Below are 20,099 nucleotides of genomic sequence, written 5' to 3' on the forward strand. Positions count from 1 at the left end.
CTTATTATTTTCACTTTTTGTAGGGACAGTTTACATGACAATATTAGATAATTCAGTGGCTAGGCTCAATCAACTAAAAAAAACGCCATTTAAAACCGTTAAGACAGTCAGTATAGCCATAGCACTAGGGACCACTTGCACCCTGTCAATGGCCGCAGATGATATACGCAGTACCACATTGACTCAAACATCCAACCAGACCATTAAGCCATCACTCAAACAGTTGTCAAATAACTTGCCTGCCAAGCCTCAAGCTTATACCTATGGTGTGCGGCCCTTCTATTTGGTCAATGACATGGATGCAGGACCATTAAAAGATGAGCTAATGGCTTGTAGTGCGCAAACACCTAGCCAAACGAACTTTTCTATCGCCCATCGCGGTGCACCGCTGCAATTGCCTGAACATACTTATGATAGCTATGTTGCCTCAGCGCAAATGGGCGCAGGTATCTTAGAATGCGATGTGGCTTTTACCAATGACGGAGAGCTGGTCTGCCGCCATGCACAAGATGATCTACATACCACTACTAATATTCTTGCGACCCCGCTATCCAAACAGTGCACCATACCGCCAATGATAGACGCCAACGGCCTACTGACCAATGCCGATAGTATTGAATGCCGAACTTCAGACATTAGCGCGAATGAGTTCAAGACCCTCACAGGCAAAATGGATGCCGCAGATAAAACAGCTACCAATCTCAATGATTATATGAATGCAACGGCTGCATGGCGAACTGATTTATATTCACAAAATGGTCAAGTGCTCATATTAAAAGAACATATTAAGCTTGCTCAAAGCCTCGGTATGAAACACACGCCAGAGCTAAAAGCACCAGCAGTCACGATGCCATTTAACGGCTATAGCATAGATGCTTATCGTCAGCAGCTGATTGACACTTATAAAAATGCAGGCGTGGCTGCCAGTGACGTGTTTGCACAGTCGTTTAATATCGAAGATGTAGATTACTGGATTAAAAACGAGCCTGATTTTGGTGCCAATGCTATCTACTTGATTGATGATAGTAATGAGACCGCAGACGGCAAAACATTTGATAAAAATGATCCTAGCACGTGGAAGCACTCACTAGCCAACATAAAAGCACGTGGCATTAAAACCATTGCCCCACCACCTTGGATACTGGTAACCACTGACGCAACAGGTAAAATGATACCTTCCGCTTATGCCAAACAAGCCAAAGCACTTAATTTAGATATTATTACTTGGTCAATTGAGCGTTCAGGGCCGTTAGCAGCAGGTGGCGACTGGTATTATACTGACTTAGGTAAAGCCATTAATAATGATGGTGATATGATGACTTATATCGATGTACTGGCTCAGGATGTTGGGGTCAAAGGCATTTTTTCAGACTGGCCCGCAACCGTTACGTACTACGCAAATTGCAAAGGTTTGAGCTAGGCGGTATTAGGGTATGTCCTCAATTCAAGCGATAGTCCTCTAACTGGGCTAAAAATGGCTGAATTTTGCCAAACAGCGTCAAATAGCGTCAAATAGCGTCAAATAGCTGGTTAATATCTCGATATTATCTACACTATTTTCTCGTTTGACGGCAATTTATCTCATTTTTACCTCCATTTTTGAAATGAGGACACACCCTATAATACATTTATAAACAAGTCCTGCTAATAATCAAAAGGCCAACTGAGTCGCAACTTGGTTGGCTTTTTTGTATGCTGAAGTATTGATACAAAGATTAGTTCATAGATTGGTTCAACGTCTGCTTTGACTCATTCAGTTAATCAACGACTGTCATATCAGCACCGCGAAACATAAAAACAGTTCATCTCTCATTTTTTCCATCAATTTTTCATCGCTTTTGACGAGCATTCACAAAATGCCCTGGGACTTTTATGCTAGGATAATCCCAACAACTTTGGAGTCTTTCCATACCTTCAAATACAAACTGTATTTAGCAAAGTGGACACTGACAGTATCTATGCGATTGTTATCTATTAACCATCACGTCAAGCAGCCATTTTTTACACATTTCTCTAAAATAAGTATACCGTCATGACTCATATTTTACTGGTAGAAGATGACCCCGCCATCGCGATGTCGCTCAAGGTCACTTGCAAGCGTGAAGGCTGGCAAATTACATGGCTAGACAATGCCAGTAGCGTACTGCCGATGCTACATAGTAAAGCAGCAAGCGATCTATCAGCTATTATTTTGGATGTTGGCTTACCAGATGGCGATGGTCTTAGCTTGTGTCAACAAATACGCCATACACCTGATATTGATGCCTTAAAAGACATTCCTATCGTGTTTTTGACCGCACGCAGTGATGAGGTCGATCGTATTTTGGGCTTGGAGATGGGCGGCGATGATTACTGTGCCAAACCCTTTAGCCCGCGAGAGTTGGTCGCTCGCCTAAAAGCCATTTGGCGACGCGAGCAATTATTGTCTCAACAGTCTCCCGCTCCTACCACCTCAGTAGATAGTGAAAACCCGTCTAATAATATGTCTGGGCAAGCATTAACATTTGAATGTCAGTCTGGCATCTGGCATTACCAACCACTCAATTACTCATTGATGTGGCAAGAGCAAAAGCTAGAGCTGAGCAATACCGAGCGCAAAATCTTATTGACCTTATTACAAGCACCCAATCAAGTCTTCAGTCGTGAGCAACTGTTAAATGCGGTCAGTGACTATCCAGATCATCGCTTGGCAAGAACGATAGACAGCCATATCAAATCGATTCGTAAGCAGCTGGCTACGGTAGACGCTAGCATCGATGTCATCCATACGCACCGTGGATTGGGTTATGCGTTATGTCCCGCTTAGCTATATTTTACTTAGTACTGACTTTCTATAACTGCAAGCAACACTGATAAAAATATGACCAATAAAGCGAATGATATCGTTGATAACCACGCTAATAATAGCGTTAACCACCATACTCATGCTAATCAAAGTAACTGGTATGCAAAGTTACATCCTATTGGCACCGCGCAGCAAACGACTGAGCCAAAACGACTACTAAATCTGAGTATATTTTTTAGAATTTGGTTGGCCGTTGCTTTGGTATTAACCATTTGCGGTGTGGTTGTATTTACTCAACTATTTGGCTACGTCAAACCGACAGCGCAGCAAGTCATCGAAGACACGCTATTAGATACCAGTAAATTGCTCGCGGTCAGCTTGCAGGTGCCATTATCGTCTGGGCAGCTATATGAGGAGGCTTATCAAGCAAGACTGGATTCAGCATTTATTGGCACGCCAGCGACGAATAAAACCAGAGAGCCCGACTATAAAAATAAAAGCTATAGCAGTTTTCGAATATACGTCACAGACCGCTCTGGCAAGGTTATATATGACTCTCTGCCTTACCCTGACAACGATGAGGGGCAAGACTATAGTCGTTGGAACGATGTCTACTTGACCCTACAAGGTCAATATGGCGCAAGAAGTACGACGCGAGACCATCATCAGCGCGATGGCACTATTATGTATGTGGCGCAGCCTATAAAAGATGCTGCTGGCAATCTGATTGGCATCGTCAGCGTCGGTAAGCCTGTCGCTAGCGTATTGCCTTATTTGGATGATACGCGCAATCGTATGCTCATCACGGCACTGTTCATGAGTATCGCTGCCCTGATATTGGCAGGACTGGTAGCGTGGTGGCTTAAGCAAAGCATCACGTTAGTTACCCAATATACCAGTGCGCTGGCTGAGGATACCAAAAAACCCTATTTTTACTTAGGACATGAGCTCAATAGCCTGACAGATACGATTGAATCCATGAAACATCGATTGGAAAACCGATCTTATGTGACTGACTATGTCCATACCCTCACCCATGAGTTGAAAAGCCCGTTGACCGCAATTCGTGCCAGCAGTGAATTGTTAGAGGATGATGGTCTTGATAGTAGCGCATTAGACATTGAAGATCGGCAGATGCTTATCCAAACTATCGGTGAACAGAGCATAAAAATGCAGCAGCTCATCGATCGATTACTGTTACTTGCCAAAATTGAGCAACCAACTTTTAAGCTAAACCAACAGCTGACGCCTCTATTACCGTTACTACAAACCCTTGCAAAAAATAATACCGCTAAATTGCAGCAGCAGCTTTTAGCACCTATTGAAATCTATATCGATGATGCACGCTTCACTGACACCACAAGTTTGCAGCCGAATATATTGGCAAATACCAGTGTCTTTGCTGATCAGTTCTGGTTGGTACAAGTGCTACAGAACGTATTGGATAATGCCATTCATTTTGCTGAAAGCACGGTCAATATTTATATCCACAATACAGTGCAGACAGTGACTATTGATATATTTAACGATGGCAAATTACTACCCGACTATGCCGTGAAAAAAGCCTTCGACCGCTATTTTAGTTTATCGCATCAGAGCCAAGCCACTTATAACGCAGCAAGCCAGCCCAACCAGTCATCAGAGACACCACTCAATAAAGACTTAATCACAGAAGCTAAACAACAACAGCCTAGCACCTCTGGCAACACTCTCAAAAAAGGCACTGGCCTTGGTTTAACGTTAGTAAAACAAGTGATTGAACATCATGGAGGCCATGTTGCGATTAAAAACGTGCATAGTAATGAAGGTTCTGAAAATGGCGAGAGTAGCGCTGTTAAATATCCACACTCTGGTGTGATGGTTAGCATTACGCTGCCTTTAGCTCGCGAATAAAATTCAGATAAATATAATTCATTAAACTTCCATCATTCCTACACAGGTTTTCTATCTCATTGTCTTACGATAGCGTTATTCAAATTCGTAAGACAGATTAAGGATAGAAATACGATGCAACACACACTTATTACCAACCATATTGTTAATAACAAGCTTATCGAAAGTCAATTGATTGAGAGCTTGCTAGGATATAGTCGTCATCATTGCGCACAGATTTTGTCAAATCAAAGCATTGATAGTATTGAATTTGGATACTGGCTCGCTATTCCCAGTCAGCAGGTGTTATTGGTGTTTCGCCATCAACGGTGTGTGGCAATTGATGCTTATCAAATAGCAGCTTAAGCACTTATTCAACTCTACATCAGATAGCAACCCACCAATTTAAGAACTTTATACTCATCCATAAAAAAGCCCTGTGCTAACTCTAATCAGAAATCATTAGAGCCAGCGCAGGACTTTTTCAATCACATTACGATAAAAATACTGCTACTGGTGCTGGTGCTAGTGTTGCTACTAACACTAAAGCTATGTAATCGACTCTACCGGCTGCTTTACATCGCCGTTTTGACCACGATGACGCAAATAATGATCAAGCAACACAATCGCTAGCATAGCTTCTGCGATAGGCGTGGCACGGACACCAACACACGGATCATGACGACCCTTGGTCAGCATATCGATCGACTCACCTTGCGTGTTGATACTCTTGCCAGCGGTGGTAATACTAGACGTTGGCTTCAGGGCAATACTGACACGAATGTCTTGCCCGGATGAGATGCCGCCCAAAATACCGCCAGCATGATTGGCAGTGAAACCGTCTGGCGTTAGCTCATCACGAGAGCTATGACCGAACTGCCCAGCCACTGCCATACCGTCACCAACTTCAACGCCTTTTACCGCATTGATACTCATCATGGCATGAGCAATATCTGCATCTAATCGATCAAATACTGGCTCACCAAGTCCTACAGGGACTCCGCTTGCGATAACTTCTAGACGCGCACCGCAACTAGTGCCTTCACGGCGCAAGTTATCGATTAATGACTCAAAACGAGTCACCGCTTCTTTGTCAGCACAAAAGAATGGATTGCTATTTACGAATTCCCAATCAATTTGGCTAGCATCTGTGACGTTACTATATTCATTGCCAATCTGGGTCACATGACCACGGACTTGCACGCCTAGACGGTCTTGTAGATATTTCTTTGCAATAGCACCAGCCGCGACGCGCATCGCCGTCTCGCGTGCTGATGAACGACCACCGCCACGATAATCGCGAAAGCCATATTTCATACTATAAGTATAGTCAGCATGACCTGGACGAAAAGTATCTTTAATCTCGCTATAGTCTTTGGATTTTTGATTGGTATTACGAATCAGTAGGCCAATAGACGTACCGGTCGTTTTACCTTCAAATACGCCAGAGATAATTTCAACTTCATCAGATTCACGGCGCTGAGTCGAATACTTAGACGTGCCTGGTTTGCGACGATCTAAATCTACTTGCAAATCTTCTTCAGATAAAACCAAACCAGGTGGCACGCCATCGACGATAGCCATAAGGCCTGCGCCATGCGACTCTCCACACGTAGTGACAGTGAAAACCTGTCCGATACTATTGCCTGCCATATCTATCCTTAAATAAGTAAACGCAACTTATGCTTATTTTATTCATCGTTTGTGACTGTAACGAAAGTGGCGGATTGTTATGATAATCCGTACCCAATCACGACCCATATTTGACTATTGAATGCTGTCTAATAGCTGTACATAAGAAGCAAACAACTGACGATGGGTCATAAGCTCGTCATAGGTAATCGCAAAAACACCATGACCGCCGTGGGCAAATTTCAACCAGTCAAGCTGGATTTCAGGATAGGCTTGTTTTAATGCCCATTCGCTATCGCCCACTTCGCAGATTAGCAGACCTTCTGGGCTTAGATAGTCAGGTGCTTCAAACAAGATACGATGTACCAAATCTAGTCCATCTTGACCAGCAGCTAGTGCATGCTCAGGCTCATATAAAAACTCAGGTGGCAAGTCAGCCATGATAGCTGCATCGACATACGGCGGGTTGGTCACGATGAGCTCATACTGGTTTTCAGCAGGTATCTTCGCAAATAGATTAGACTCAATCACATTCACTTGATGACCAAGGTCATGATGATCAACGTTGACCATTGCTACTTCTAGCGCACCTTTATCGATATCGACAGCATCAACCAATGCATCGACGAAACGGGTCGCAAGCGCGATAGCGATACAGCCAGAACCAGTACACATATCCAAAATACGCTCAGGCTGTGACAGTTGCTTGACGTCTAGACCATGATCATAAAATGCTGCGCCTTGCTCATTAGGGCTAGTACCCAGAGGCTTAGCCAATTCAGTCACCTCAAAGTAAGGATGAAACTGCTGACGAATCAACTCTGCTATCGGTGAACGTGGAATCAAAACACGCTCATCGACATAAAAAGGCAAATCACAGAAGTATGATAAGTTAATCAAGTAACTGAGTGGCTTACGTTCAGCGATGCGCTCTTCTAGCAAACTTAGCACCAACTGCTTCTCTGACGTCGTCAAGCGACAGTCAAGAATCTGCTCATTTGCTGACCAGTCTAGCGATAATGAATGCAATACAATGGCGGATGCCTCTGCGAATTCATCGGTAGTACCTTGGGCGACAACCACATCATAATTGCGTAGTTGAGTGACTGAAAAACGAATGAAATCGCGAATACTGACGAGCTGCTCTCTCGCTTCTTCTAGCTCTGCATGCAAATTGGCAAATTGATCGTCCTCACCGAGAAGCCCAGACTCCAAATCAAACGCCATATCCTCTTCTAGACTATCGTCATTGAAGTACTGGTTTTGAAACTCTTCTGCGCTCATTGTTTGGTCTTCTGACATATCATACCTTGCTGATTACATGTTCGTTGACGACATGTGGGTGGGTTAAATCGCTTCTAATAAAAGCCAATCTATTAATTAGTATTCTAATTATACATTATAGCCATAAACACTAAGTAGCGCCAATATTTGCATTTTTGTGTTTATAGAAATAATGAAAAATGTAAGAGGCTTGAGTCCTATAATGGGCTATCACCCTATATAAACTCTCGCTAAGTTATTACCCAACTGTAGTGAATACGTCAGCAGTTGACGTTTAGCAAGCATTAAATGAAAAAAGATGTGTCTAAAGTTTGCGAAGCATTCAAATTATGCGCATAATAGCCACATTAGTACCAACTACAAGTGATTCAACATGATGAAAATAAAGCCTATTATTACCGCCCTTTCTATCGCTGCTGTTAGCGTTAGTGCCATTGCTGCCACTGCCGATACGACTCGCACATTGCCAGTACGTACAGCGGATTCGCTTGCGAAAAAAGTTAGCCTTAATGTGCAAGAAAATCGCAGCAACTCGTTAGACAGTCGTACAGCGACTGACAACATGACGCAGCTAATCGATTCAAAGGAAGCACAGACAGAAGCAGCGGCGCCTGATAATATGAGCGCAGCTGAGCTGATGCGTAAAGATGAGCAGGCTGATCGTACTGACGATATAAGTGAAGGTCAAGCGGTTGCTGCTCCTAGCGATCTCTCATCGATCGATTCATCTGACCCACTTTCTTTTGAATTGCCTGAGAACGAAAAACGTCAAGACTTCAGTGATGATCCTACCATCAAAAATATCGAAGACAAAGATGGTAAAAAACACACTACTCTGAACCTATCAAACTATGCCAAGCAAGTGAATAGTGCTGTCTGGTCACCAAATATGAAAGTCAACTCGGCGATGACTATCAAGATGCAGGCATTACTGGATTGGAACCATGCATCTCCTGGTCCTATCGATGGTGGTTGGGGTATGAACAGTAAAAAAGCTCTTGTCAACTTTCAAACCATGAAAGGTTTGACTGCTAACGGTAAAATGGACCAAAAAACATGGGATGCTTTGATCAAAAACATTCCTGCTAATAAGCCCGTACTGGTCACCTATACGCTAACTAAAGCAGATCTTGATACCAACTTTGCGACTACCCCTTCTGGTTCAGAAGCCAAGTCAAAAATGAAAGGTCTTTATTATCAAGACATCAAAGAGATGCTCGGCGAACGTTTCCACATGGACGTACGCTACCTTGATAAGTTGAATAAGAACAAAGAGTACAAGGTCGGTGAAACTATCACTGTATTGAACAACCGTGGCGAGCTTAACCAACGTATCAACCGTATTGTTGCTAACAAAGCAGACCAAACCCTGTATGCATACAATGGTGACAAGCTGGTTGCTACCTATCCGACGACTGTCGGTAGTGCTGCTACACCTTCACCAAAAGGTACGTTTAAGATTATCAATAAAGTAAAAATGCCTTGGTATAAGTCAACAGTCGGTGAAGGTGCTCAGAAGAAAGTACATATGATCGCACCAGGACCAAATAACCCAGTAGGCGTTGTTTGGATGGGACTGTCTAAACCTTCTTATGGTTTACATGGTTCACCAGTACCTGAAGGCATCAGTCGCCAAGGGTCAGCAGGTTGTGTTCGTTTGACCAACTGGGATGTGCTAGAGGTTTATGCCAATGTTGAGAATGGCGCAGTGGTCGAACTTCAATAACTCTCTATTGTAATGACCAATATAGTGACCAAAAAAGACCTTGATATAGTTCAAGGTCTTTTTTTATGTCTGACTATCAATGATAGTTGAACGTCCTGAATATATCTTACACTTTATACCCTTGCTCATTGCCAGTGATACTACCGACTTTTTTGGTAAAGAATAATCCTGCTGGGATAGATACCAAAATCCCTAATGCGACTGCTATTTGCACATGCCCTATCTCATTAAAACCTGTGACTAGCGTGGCAACTATAAACACACCAATAGTAACCGTTGCAGCTATTGAATAAATTACAGAAAATAATGGCCAGTTCATAAGATACTCCTTACTTTTATTGTGGATATATTACCTTTATACACCAAACCCACAAAAAAAGTAAGTATTTAATATAGACCCGCAGAGTAGCCATAACAGATGATCTAGAACAAAAGCCATGTTAATATTAAGGTTTTATTCTAGTAGTCTCAATATCATAAACATTATCTTTCAGTTGTTATCAGTTACCGACTAACTTCCCTTCTTGTTCGCAAAAAACTCCTATACCTTCCTCTATTTATCATTACAATAACGACTTTCTTTTACTTTTTAAGAAAGTTACCTGCTATGACCTCATCTAAAGAAAAACCGTCTAATAACACGAGTACTACCAAAGACTCATTAGCGATGACTAAATCTACAAAAGAACAAGCTATGGTCGAAAATGAGACTGATAACTCTGAGCCAGACAGTATCCCAAAAGATGCTGAATCTTCAGAGCATTCAGAGCATTCAGAGAATTCAGAGAAATCAGAGCATCATGATGAAAATGAATTAGATAAGGAGATGGCAGATACACAAAATCCTGAAGCAAAAGTAATCATAGAGTCGGTCAGCCCAGACATAGCAGTTGCGACATTAGAGACACCTGATACCACAATATCCGAGTCTGAAACGTCTGAAGATAAAATACAATCCTCTACTGAAAACTTAACACCAGAGACTGAAGCAGTTTCAAATAATACCGATATTGAACATACCCACCTAGAAAATCCTGAAGCGACAAAGCAAATTCAGGATGATACTGACAGCACTAAGCAAACCTCTCAAGAGGAAGCCGACGCTGAAGTAACGGTTTCTGATAGTGATATAGAAGACAGCTCAATAAAAAATAATACGAATATAGAGCAATCCGTCAACGAATCAACAAACACTATTGCAAATAAGCCTGAAACTGGCACAAAACCAGACGGTCAGAAAAATATAGAGGATACTGTAAAAGACGCTGTCAAAGATGAGGCGAACGATCAAGAAGCGCAAGAGGAAGAAGTTAAAGAACAAAAAGAAGCCAAACTGGAGTCTTATAAGCAGTTTGTTGCTGAACAATTTAGCAATCAAAAGGTAGATTATCCAGAAGTACGTGTCAGGATTGAAGCAAACGCACTGCCTAGTAAAATGTATTTCATCATGAATATACTGTCTGCCATCATTGCCAGTTATGGGCTGGTGACCAACTCAGCAGCGGTAGTCATTGGCGCCATGCTGGTTGCCATGATGCTAGGACCGATTACTGGTGTCGCATTGGCCATTATTGACCACCGTATGCCGCTACTGCGTAGGTCGCTTATTACCATGCTAATTGGTGTATCATTGGTGATATTGGTTGGCTTTATCGTGGGCTGGCTACACAAAGATCAGCCTTTAACAGCAGAAATACTATCGCGTACTCAGCCAACATCCATGGACTTAATGATTGCTCTAGCAGGTGGTACTGCTGGTGCTTATGCGATGGTTTCGCCGCATCTCTCGGTTGCCGTTGTGGGCGTAGCCGTTGCCACAGCACTGGTGCCACCACTTGCTGCTAGTGGTATTTTATTGGCTAATGGTGAGCTACAGCTCGGACTCGGTGCATTTTTATTAGCCATCACCAACATTATTGCGATTCAATTTACCAATGCATTGGTGCTTTGGCTGCTAGGGTTTCGACGTTTGGTTGATGACGACTATAAATCAAAAACCTACTTAACTTTTTTGCGACGTAATGCCGTGACTTTATTATTGTTAGGTGGCTTGGGTACTTATTTGACCATCAATCTACAGACCAATGCTAAGCAGCAAGTATTTGAGAGTAATGTCAAAGAGACCATCAATAGCTATTTTATTGATAAGGGCAACGTGCTAACCAACACCCAATTCGACACCGTCGATGACAACCAAGTCGTACGTGCTGTTATTCGCGGGGAGACAACGCCTAGCTCATACGATGTCCGTCAAATCGAATTAGCAATTACCCAAGATATGGCGACAAACTTTCCCAAATACTTACCCATTAAACTACAACTGCGCTACTTACCAGTACAAGTAATCGAGTCCAATCCACTCATACAAGATAAATTAGACGAGACTGATGCAGCAATTTTGACCAACTAATTCATTTGCGAGCCAGATTTTGTAATGCTTTAAAATACTGGCTATAGTCAGCTCAAGATAATTTTAATACAATCATGGAGGCAAGTGAAAGCACTACCAATAGCAGAATTAACAATCCTGACACGCTATTTGGCTGATATAGCCATTCCACTATAAAGGTATTACAGCGTTAACCTCGCTTGAAGTATCACATATACATCTACACTCGGTTGCCTTGTACTACTTTTAAATTGAATCGACTATATAGTATTGCCTATATATGCACAGAATAACCTTGCAGTTGTAACTCTTGTACCAAGAGCTTGGGCGTTTGTGCTAAAATCGCTTGCAAAATTATTTTACTTAATCTACTCAATTCTATCCGTCAGTAAGGAGCCGCTGTGAGCCAGCCATTTCGCTCAGCCGATATTCGCCAAGCCTTTATCGATTTTTTCATAAGCAAGCAGCATACTACAGTCCCATCATCTAGTCTGATTCCGCATAACGATCCGACATTGCTATTCACCAATGCCGGTATGAATCAGTTTAAAGAGACGTTTTTGGGCATGGAGCCACGTGACTATACACGTGCTGTGTCCTCGCAAAAGTGCGTACGTGCTGGCGGTAAACACAATGACTTAGATAATGTTGGCTACACTGCCCGGCATCATACGTTCTTTGAAATGTTGGGTAACTTCTCGTTTGGCGATTACTTTAAGCAAGCCGGTATTGAGTATATTTGGGAGTTTTTGACATCGAGTGACTGGTTAGCGATTGATAAAGACCGTCTCTATGTCACCATTTATGAAACCGATGATGAAGCTTTTGATATTTGGAACAAGAACATCGGTATTCCAAGTGAGCGCATCATTCGTATTGGTGATAATAAAGGCGCGCCGTATGCGTCAGATAACTTTTGGACGATGGGCGACACAGGTCCTTGTGGTCCTTGTACCGAAGTCTTCTATGATCATGGTGCAGATATCGAGGGCGGCCTACCGGGCACGCCTGAAGAAGATGGTGACCGCTATATCGAGATTTGGAACTGTGTATTTATGCAGTTCAACCGTCAAAAAGACGGTACGTTATTACCACTACCAGCACCTAGCGTAGATACAGGTATGGGTCTTGAGCGTATTAGTGCCATCATGCAAGGCGTCCATGGCAACTACGAGATCGATTTGTTTATCCATTTGATGGATGCGGCAGCTGAGATTTTAGAAATTGACAATGAACAGCAATCATCATTGAAAGTCATCGCCGATCACATTCGTGCCGTTGCCTTTTTGATTGCTGATGGTGTCACACCAAGTAACGAAGGCCGTGGCTATGTGCTACGCCGTGTAATCCGCCGTGCGGTGCGCCATGGTAACAAGCTGGGTGCAGATGGTGACTTTTTCTATAAGATGGTCGCACCATTGGTTGCCGAAATGGGCCATGCCTATCCTGAGCTAAAAGATAAGCAAAGCGCTATTGAAAATGCCATTCAAAAAGAAGAGACACAGTTTGCCAAGACACTAGCGCAAGGATTACGTTTGCTTGCCAGCGAACTTGAAGGGTTGCAAGATGGTGATACGCTATCTGGTGAAGCAGCCTTTAAACTGTATGACACTTATGGCTTCCCACTTGATTTGACCGCTGACATCACTCGTGAACGCGGTATTGTTATCAATGAAGCTGAGTTCGATGAGCACATGCAAGCACAACGTGAGCGTGCGCGTGATGCCGGTAAGTTCGATGTCGATTATAGCAGCGTCATTCAAGTAGAGACGCCGACGACCTTTATTGGTTATGAGCAACTTGAAGAAGACGGCGTGACGATTGATGCGCTTTATCAAGACGGCAATTCAGCAGACAGCTTAAATGAAGGTATGGAAGGTGTGGTGGTACTTGACCGTACCCCATTTTATGCCGAAGGTGGTGGTCAGGTTGGTGAGCTGGGCGAAATTCGTACCGCATCCGGTGTCTTTGAAGTTCAAGATACCAAAAAATCTGGTCAAGCCATTATTCACTATGGTGTTGTCACCATGGGTGAGATTAATGTTAAGCAAGTGGCTGATGCACAAGTACTTTCTAGTATCCGTGCGGCGAGTGCCAAAAACCACTCGGCTACTCACCTATTACACGCAGCGCTCAGAGAAGTATTGGGCGACGCGGTCACGCAAAAAGGCTCGCTAGTATCAAGCGAAGTATTACGTTTTGATTTCTCCTATGATAGACCCGTTAGTATTGCCGAAATCAGCCGTATCGAACGTCTCGTCAATGAGCAAATCCAAGCCAACACCCCTGCCCGTATCGAGAACATGTCGATTGATGAAGCCATGAAAAACGGTGCAATGGCACTATTTGGCGAAAAGTACGGCAGTGAGGTTCGCGTGCTTACCATGGGTGCAGATAGTATCGTAGATGGTCAACGCAAGCCCTTCTCTATCGAGCTGTGTGGCGGTTTGCATGTACAGCGTACTGGTGATATTGGACTGTTGAAAATCACGAGCGAGTCAGGCATTGCTGCTGGTATTCGCCGTATTGAAGCCGTTACTGGCATGAATGCGGTCAAAAACATTCAGCAAAGCGAGCAACAATTGAGCGAGCTTGCCAGTCAGCTTAAAGTAAAACGCCCTGAAGTTGCACAGCGTGTACGTACCATGGCAGATAAGCAACGCGATCTAGAAAAACAACTAGAGCGCCTGCAACAAAAAATCGCCAGTGCCCAAGCAGCCAACTTACTCGACGACGTGCAGACTATCGCAGGTACGCCTGTACTTATCAGTATGTTGAGCGGTATCGATGGTAAGTCAATCCGTACGCTGATGGATGATATCAAATCGAAACTTCCAGACAGTGTGATTGTATTGGTGGGTGATAAAGACGATCAGTTAGCCCTAGCAGCCAGTGTGGCGAAATCTGTCATAGCGAAAGTAAAAGCGGGTGATATCATTCGTCACTTGGCGGGCGAGCTTGGTGGTAAAGGTGGCGGTAAGCCTGACTATGCTCAAGGCGGCGCACCGAAATCTGGTAACAGTGCAGTAGTCATCGATGCCCTACCTGCTTGGATTGCAGACCAGCTTGGCTAGATACTAGAGAGCCAACTGAGCAAAACGCTGCATCCTAAAATGTACAATACGTGATTGGTTATAACCGTTATAACCAATCGCCATACGTCTAAGCCGCACTAGCACTTAACGTGGTGACGTAGATATGATATAAAGGTCAACGTTTGAACACATTGTTCATTCATTAACTGCTAAGCACTATTGAATATAAGTACCATTAAAGCACCATTGAATAAATGAAAGGCATAGGGCGCAACTCTTATAATACGGCTTTGTCTATGCAAACATTGATTGAGCGTCACATGGCGACATTGGCTCTCATTGATGATAACAAAAGGCCATTAATGAATAATAGGTAGATTTTTATGGCGTTAATAGTACAGAAATACGGCGGCACCTCGATGGGCAGTATCGACCGCATCAAAAACGTCGCCAAACGAGTCAAACGCTGGCATGACAATGGTCATCAAGTGGTCGTTGTGGTATCTGCCATGAGCGGCGAAACCAACCGTTTGATCGATCTGGCTCGCCAAATTAGCACTCAGCCTGATCCTCGTGAATACGACCAAATGGTTTCGACAGGTGAGCAGGTCTCTATCTCATTGCTCGCGATGGCGATTAAAGAGCTTGGTATCGGTGCGCGTTCATTTACTGGCCGTCAAGTCGCGATTAAGACGGATAGCGCCCACAATAAAGCCCGTATCGAAAGCATCGATGATAAAAATATTCGTGAGCAGTTAGATGCTGGCAATATTGTCATCGTCGCAGGCTTCCAAGGTATTGATGAAGAAGGCAACGCGACCACATTAGGGCGCGGTGGCTCTGATACTACTGGCGTCGCTATTGCGGCTGCTTTGGGCGCGGATGAATGTCAAATCTATACCGATGTTGATGGCGTCTACACCACTGACCCTCGTGTCACCTCAAAAGCTAAGAAACTTGAAAAAATTACCTTTGAAGAAATGCTTGAGATGGCAAGTCTTGGCTCTAAAATTCTACAGATTCGTTCCGTAGAGTTCGCTGGTAAATATGGTGTGCCTTTGCGTGTACTATCTAGCTTTGATGAAAACACAGACGGTAGCTTTGACCAAGAATTTCAAGACAATGTCGGCACCTTAATTACGATAGACGAAGGAGATAGTATGGAACAGGCAATCATCTCAGGTATCGCCTTTAACCGAGACGAAGCAAAAATTGTAGTGCGCGGTGTACCTGATCACCCTGGTATTGCCTCTGCTATCTTGAGCCCGATTGGACGCGCCAATATCGAAATCGATATGATCGTACAAAACCTCTCGACCAATGGCACAACTGACTTCACTTTTACCGTCAATCGCTCTGATTTAGACAAAACCATGAAAGTGCTGAATGAAGAAGTCAAAGACGAGATTGGTGCAAAAGAAGTCTTAGGTAATAGTGAAGTCGTCAAAGTCTCACTAGTGGGTGTTGGCATGCGCTCGCACGCTGGCGTCGCTAGTCTTATGTTCCAGACGCTCGCTGAAAACAACATCAATATCCAAATGATATCGACCAGTGAAATCAAAGTCTCTGTACTGATTCAAGACCAGCATTTAGAAAAAGCGGTTAAATCATTACATACTGCATTTGGTTTGGATCGCGAAGATGGCGAAAGTAAAATCGCTGGGCTATAATAGCCATCTATAATCCTGATGTGTTCTTTATAGTGACTGGACTATTATTTTAATTAACAATAATAGATTTGGCTGGCGCAGTTACCACTCATGGGTTACTAATAACAGTCAATAATACGTTCAATTAAATAGGGTCTCTTGAGATCCTATTTTATTTTTTATTATTGCTGACGTTAGTAGTTACCTAATAGTTTTGTGAAAACTCGTGACAGTCTCTGCCATGCCCCCTATAATGGGCTTTCATTTGGGCTAAATGAATCTACCTATCATCACCGCCCTTGGCACTACGTTAATTATTTTAGTTATGCCGATATATAGTATGTTTAGTGCTGCGGTGATGTCCTGCAATTGAGAAGTAATCTAATGAGTAATAATTTGTTGATGCGACATAAGGAGTGTGACGCATGTTAATTTTGACACGCCGCGTGGGCGAAACGCTAATGATTGGTGATGAGGTCAGTGTGACTGTCCTAGGTGTCAAAGGCAATCAAGTACGTATCGGTGTAAATGCACCTAAAGATATTGCCGTACACCGCGAAGAGATTTATCAACGTATTCAGCATGAGCGTTCTGTACAGTCGCAAATGCAACATCTTGAGCAAGGCAGTTTTGCGCCTTCTTTCGATGACGAAGACTATTTTAATCGCTAATCGATATATTTTCACTTTTCTAATCTGCTCTGAGGTCATTTATTTATGAGTATTCGCCAATCAGACATATCGGCTCTACTTAATGGTTTGAATAAAAAAGCCATTGGATTCAATGATGTCATCAGTTTTATTGATGATTTTTATCGTTATGCACCTGCCCCTTTTGTTAATGGCATGGTACATAATGCAGCTGGTGAAAATGAAGGCAGTGCAAAGATTTTTGGCTTTGCTAAGCTCCATGGTCTGGATCAATTAGACACGCTAAAACTATTCGGTGAGCATTATGCCAAAGTTCAAGCAACCCCTAATGGTACCGATCATGCCAATATTCGTAATTTTTTACATTGGGGTTGGCAAGGGTTTTTGATGCAAAAAAACCCACTAACAGTACGCCCTAGCGTCGATACGACTGCACTTTAATAAACCATCAAGCAATAAAAAAGCCACGCTATATATAGCGTGGCTTTTTTATTGTGATCTACATCGATAATAAATGCTTATTTATCACGAAACTTGACAGGTTGCACAGCCCCTTTAGGGTTCGGCATATTAGGATAATGGTGCTCATGCTCAACATCACATTCTGCTCCAACGACAGACCCATCGTCTTTTACTGGTTTGTGAATGTAGCCAGTACGCTCAGCAGGTGGTAGGTGCTCATGCTCCCAAACCATGATGGCTTGCATACAGGTTTCACGCTGTTCAGCGGTTAGCTTACGTCCATCAGGCCACTTACCTATCTCAATCGCCATACGAAACTTATCAGCCACTTCTAGCGTCAAACTTGCCAATATTGTTTGCTTATCCATCTTATCTACTCTCCACTACTATTTTTTATAGCATATTCTATATAACGTTTTTATATAACGGATGCACTTATTCGTCATCATCCATAATATCATCATCGACATCCAGACTGAATTCTTCAGCATGGACGTTCCAGTGCAACTTTGTACGACAAGCTTCATAAAAGTCAAACCCTGGTGGATGCAATAGTGTGAGCTTATCAGGGTGCTTGCGAATATAGAGCCGCTGCTCTTGTTCAAGTGGTACACTCGGCTTACCATCTGCACTGACCATCGGCTGCGTGCGATTGTCTTCGTGAATACGAATACACACCTCACTATTGCCACTGACCACAATAGGCCTGCTAGATAGCGTATGCGGGTGCATAGGCACTAGACAGATCGCATCCATACTTGGATGAATAATAGGGCCACCACCTGACAGTGCGTAAGCGGTAGATCCAGTCGGTGTCGCCGCTATCAAGCCATCACTATGCTGTCTGTACACATCATGCTCGTCAATTTTCATCTGAAAATCAATCATGTGTACGGATTTACCAGCATGTAATACGATGTCGTTGAGCGCCATGTCTTCGTGGATAATCTTACGACCTTCTCGTATCTCCATGGTCAACAGGAACCGATGATCTAGCTGGTAATCACCCATCAAGACTTGGCGTAGCTTAAACGCCGCCTCATCAGGCTTTACATCTGCCAAAAACCCAAGCCGACCACGGTTAACGCCCAGCACAGGAACACGGTAACGTGCCAAAGCTTCGGCAGCATGCAATATAGACCCATCCCCACCGACAACGATGACTAAGTCGCAAATTTCACCGATTAGACTGCGCTTAACGATTTTAACTTTTTCAATCTCAGTGAGATTCAATGTTGGTAAGTTGGCTGTCTTTACATCCATAATCAATGTGAGATTCATATCATTGATCGTTTGGGCAATCTGCACGAGGCTTTGGGTGACACTACGCTTGCCTGCACGGCCCATCAATCCGATACGCCTAAAAGCAGGGTTTTTGATAGCGTGAAACAGCTCTGACTCATGTAAGTGTGGCAATCTGGCTGACTGCGCTGAGTTTTCCATAAAACGGCTCGGTATAACGGTAAAATACTAGGTAATGATAGCGATAAATGAGCGCTTAGACTAGCATGTTTATGAATTATCGTTGTTAACTGTCGTAATCGACCCCATATAAAAGCCATCATACGTTACTTTTAAACGTGTTTATTTAGCTACACAGCATCACATTATTATAATTCTATAAGCAACTGCAGAATGTCGTGAGGCCTTTATGGCCGTCACGCAAACACAGTTGACAATAATGGCGGATTTGCTAAAGTAGCTGTTATCTAACTCATTTATATTTTATTATTAGGGACATATATATGGCCAATCCTATTGTCAGTCGCGCAGAACTTGCGATCGGCGGGAATCCAATGACGGTCAAGGGCGTTATTCAAAAGACCAGTCTATTACTTGGGCTATCAGCTATCACTGGTGTGGGTTTTTTCTTTTATGCCCTTATGGCAGGTCTATCGCAGGGTTTTATCACGATGGCAGCCTTTGGTAGCATGATTGCTGCATTCGTTCTCGCTCTTTTCATCACTTTTAAGCCACAAAAAGCTAAAACTTTAGCTGTACCTTATGCACTACTAGAAGGTATATTTTTAGGCGGCATTTCACTGTTCTTTATGAGAATGTATCCAAGCGTGCCAGTGACTGCTATGTGTGCAACCTTTGTCACAGCAGCCGTTATGTTAGGGCTATATCGTTCGGGTCTGGTGAAAGTTACTCAAAAGTTCCGTTCAATCGTGACCTCAGCCGTTATCGCCATCATGTTGGTTTATGTAGCTCAATGGGTACTTTCTTTAGCATTTGGCTCAAGCTTACCTTTCTTGTTTGAAGGTGGCGTTATCGCTATTGGCTTTAGCTTATTCGTTATTGTTATTGCTTCTTTCACACTGCTATTAGACTTCGATAATATCGACCGCGGTGTGGCAATGGGCATCTCAGAAGACTACGAGTGGCTATTCAGTATTGGTATACTTGCCACACTAGTGTGGATGTACATTGAATTTATGCGCCTATTAAGCTATCTACAAGACTAGTATAAATAGACTGTCTAATAGTAAGCTAATACAAAAAAACCGTCTTTTATTAAAGGCGGTTTTTTTACGGGTCAAAGTAAATACTGGTTCACAACTAAGAATGTGATGATATTCTTACAATATACTCACTAAATAAAGTAAAAAATG

Annotated in this window: 15 protein-coding genes and 1 pseudogene; 11 read left to right on the plus strand and 5 right to left on the minus strand. The window is 43.1% G+C overall.

What is annotated here, in order from left to right:
• The first annotated feature begins 34 nt into the window (after nt 1-34).
• The 4 genes from I6E61_RS06095 (at nt 35) to I6E61_RS06110 (ending at nt 5,023) form a co-directional block, all read left to right on the plus strand.
• Complete coding sequence (locus I6E61_RS06095) at nt 35-1,420, plus strand: glycerophosphodiester phosphodiesterase family protein (protein WP_197131491.1); 1,386 nt, start codon at nt 35-37, stop codon at nt 1,418-1,420.
• Between the two features lie 612 nt (nt 1,421-2,032).
• A complete protein-coding gene (locus I6E61_RS06100; RefSeq protein ID WP_197131494.1) occupies nt 2,033-2,806 on the plus strand; it encodes a response regulator in 774 nt (257 codons plus the stop codon).
• A gap of 54 nt (nt 2,807-2,860) precedes the next feature.
• Entirely contained in the window at nt 2,861-4,678 is a 1,818-nt protein-coding gene (creC, locus tag I6E61_RS06105) for a two-component system sensor histidine kinase CreC (RefSeq protein WP_197131497.1), read from the plus strand.
• A 114-nt stretch (nt 4,679-4,792) separates the two neighbouring features.
• Nucleotides 4,793-5,023, plus strand: a complete 231-nt coding sequence (locus I6E61_RS06110) for a hypothetical protein (RefSeq protein ID WP_197131500.1) — start codon at nt 4,793-4,795, stop codon at nt 5,021-5,023.
• A gap of 183 nt (nt 5,024-5,206) precedes the next feature.
• Here the strand turns inward: I6E61_RS06110 and aroC are convergent, their stop codons facing one another.
• Both aroC and prmB read right to left on the minus strand, forming a co-directional pair.
• Nucleotides 5,207-6,310 carry a chorismate synthase gene (gene aroC, locus I6E61_RS06115; RefSeq protein WP_197131516.1) on the minus strand — a complete coding sequence of 368 codons (1,104 nt, stop codon included), beginning with the start codon at nt 6,308-6,310 and terminating at the stop codon, nt 5,207-5,209.
• 114 nt (nt 6,311-6,424) lie between these two features.
• Nucleotides 6,425-7,591: a 50S ribosomal protein L3 N(5)-glutamine methyltransferase gene (gene prmB / locus I6E61_RS06120; RefSeq protein WP_197131519.1), complete on the minus strand. Its 1,167-nt coding sequence runs from the start codon at nt 7,589-7,591 to the stop codon at nt 6,425-6,427.
• A gap of 355 nt (nt 7,592-7,946) precedes the next feature.
• Between prmB and I6E61_RS06125 the strand changes: the two genes are divergently transcribed.
• Nucleotides 7,947-9,299, plus strand: coding sequence for a L,D-transpeptidase family protein (locus I6E61_RS06125; protein ID WP_227685704.1), 1,353 nt, complete (start codon nt 7,947-7,949; stop codon nt 9,297-9,299).
• 106 nt (nt 9,300-9,405) lie between these two features.
• Here I6E61_RS06125 and I6E61_RS06130 read toward each other — a convergent pair whose 3' ends face one another.
• Complete coding sequence (locus I6E61_RS06130) at nt 9,406-9,618, minus strand: hypothetical protein (protein WP_197131522.1); 213 nt, start codon at nt 9,616-9,618, stop codon at nt 9,406-9,408.
• 288 nt (nt 9,619-9,906) lie between these two features.
• On the opposite strand from I6E61_RS06130, the gene I6E61_RS06135 reads away from it, so the two are divergent.
• The 5 genes and pseudogenes from I6E61_RS06135 (at nt 9,907) to I6E61_RS06155 (ending at nt 17,463) form a co-directional block, all read left to right on the plus strand.
• Nucleotides 9,907-11,709, plus strand: coding sequence for a TIGR00341 family protein (locus tag I6E61_RS06135; protein WP_197131525.1), 1,803 nt, complete (start codon nt 9,907-9,909; stop codon nt 11,707-11,709).
• A 380-nt stretch (nt 11,710-12,089) separates the two neighbouring features.
• Complete coding sequence (gene alaS, locus I6E61_RS06140; RefSeq protein ID WP_197131528.1) at nt 12,090-14,762, plus strand: alanine--tRNA ligase; 2,673 nt, start codon at nt 12,090-12,092, stop codon at nt 14,760-14,762.
• Nucleotides 14,763-15,106: 344 nt separating this feature from the next.
• Complete coding sequence (locus I6E61_RS06145; protein WP_110922647.1) at nt 15,107-16,393, plus strand: aspartate kinase; 1,287 nt, start codon at nt 15,107-15,109, stop codon at nt 16,391-16,393.
• 404 nt (nt 16,394-16,797) lie between these two features.
• Nucleotides 16,798-16,965 (plus strand): annotated as a pseudogene (gene csrA, locus I6E61_RS06150) (carbon storage regulator CsrA); the annotation flags it as partial.
• A 123-nt stretch (nt 16,966-17,088) separates the two neighbouring features.
• Nucleotides 17,089-17,463 carry a HopJ type III effector protein gene (locus tag I6E61_RS06155; protein WP_110922646.1) on the plus strand — a complete coding sequence of 125 codons (375 nt, stop codon included), beginning with the start codon at nt 17,089-17,091 and terminating at the stop codon, nt 17,461-17,463.
• Between the two features lie 77 nt (nt 17,464-17,540).
• Here the strand turns inward: I6E61_RS06155 and I6E61_RS06160 are convergent, their stop codons facing one another.
• The gene (locus I6E61_RS06160; RefSeq protein WP_197131530.1) at nt 17,541-17,852 is read right to left on the minus strand and encodes a YeaC family protein; all 312 of its coding nucleotides are present in this window, start codon (nt 17,850-17,852) and stop codon (nt 17,541-17,543) included.
• A gap of 67 nt (nt 17,853-17,919) precedes the next feature.
• On the minus strand, nt 17,920-18,927 hold the full coding sequence (locus I6E61_RS06165) for an NAD(+) kinase (RefSeq protein WP_181416247.1): 1,008 nt from the start codon (nt 18,925-18,927) through the stop codon (nt 17,920-17,922).
• A 302-nt stretch (nt 18,928-19,229) separates the two neighbouring features.
• On the opposite strand from I6E61_RS06165, the gene I6E61_RS06170 reads away from it, so the two are divergent.
• Nucleotides 19,230-19,952: a Bax inhibitor-1/YccA family protein gene (locus I6E61_RS06170; RefSeq protein ID WP_110922643.1), complete on the plus strand. Its 723-nt coding sequence runs from the start codon at nt 19,230-19,232 to the stop codon at nt 19,950-19,952.
• The last annotated feature ends 147 nt before the right edge of the window (nt 19,953-20,099 follow it).

This window comes from Psychrobacter sp. NZS113 (assembly GCF_015864825.1).
Lineage (GTDB): Bacteria > Pseudomonadota > Gammaproteobacteria > Pseudomonadales > Moraxellaceae > Psychrobacter.

Excerpts from the sequence above, each read along its gene's own strand:
- I6E61_RS06095 (WP_197131491.1), top strand. The coding sequence starts at position 35 with ATGACAATATTAGATAATTCAGTGGCTAGGCTCAATCAACTAAAAAAA.
- I6E61_RS06100 (WP_197131494.1), top strand. The coding sequence starts at position 2,033 with ATGACTCATATTTTACTGGTAGAAGATGACCCCGCCATCGCGATGTCG.
- creC (WP_197131497.1), top strand. The coding sequence starts at position 2,861 with ATGACCAATAAAGCGAATGATATCGTTGATAACCACGCTAATAATAGC.
- I6E61_RS06110 (WP_197131500.1), top strand. The coding sequence starts at position 4,793 with ATGCAACACACACTTATTACCAACCATATTGTTAATAACAAGCTTATC.
- aroC (WP_197131516.1), bottom strand. The coding sequence starts at position 6,310 with ATGGCAGGCAATAGTATCGGACAGGTTTTCACTGTCACTACGTGTGGA.
- prmB (WP_197131519.1), bottom strand. The coding sequence starts at position 7,591 with ATGTCAGAAGACCAAACAATGAGCGCAGAAGAGTTTCAAAACCAGTAC.
- I6E61_RS06125 (WP_227685704.1), top strand. The coding sequence starts at position 7,947 with ATGATGAAAATAAAGCCTATTATTACCGCCCTTTCTATCGCTGCTGTT.
- I6E61_RS06130 (WP_197131522.1), bottom strand. The coding sequence starts at position 9,618 with ATGAACTGGCCATTATTTTCTGTAATTTATTCAATAGCTGCAACGGTT.
- I6E61_RS06135 (WP_197131525.1), top strand. The coding sequence starts at position 9,907 with ATGACCTCATCTAAAGAAAAACCGTCTAATAACACGAGTACTACCAAA.
- I6E61_RS06145 (WP_110922647.1), top strand. The coding sequence starts at position 15,107 with ATGGCGTTAATAGTACAGAAATACGGCGGCACCTCGATGGGCAGTATC.
- I6E61_RS06155 (WP_110922646.1), top strand. The coding sequence starts at position 17,089 with ATGAGTATTCGCCAATCAGACATATCGGCTCTACTTAATGGTTTGAAT.
- I6E61_RS06160 (WP_197131530.1), bottom strand. The coding sequence starts at position 17,852 with ATGGATAAGCAAACAATATTGGCAAGTTTGACGCTAGAAGTGGCTGAT.
- I6E61_RS06165 (WP_181416247.1), bottom strand. The coding sequence starts at position 18,927 with ATGGAAAACTCAGCGCAGTCAGCCAGATTGCCACACTTACATGAGTCA.
- I6E61_RS06170 (WP_110922643.1), top strand. The coding sequence starts at position 19,230 with ATGGCCAATCCTATTGTCAGTCGCGCAGAACTTGCGATCGGCGGGAAT.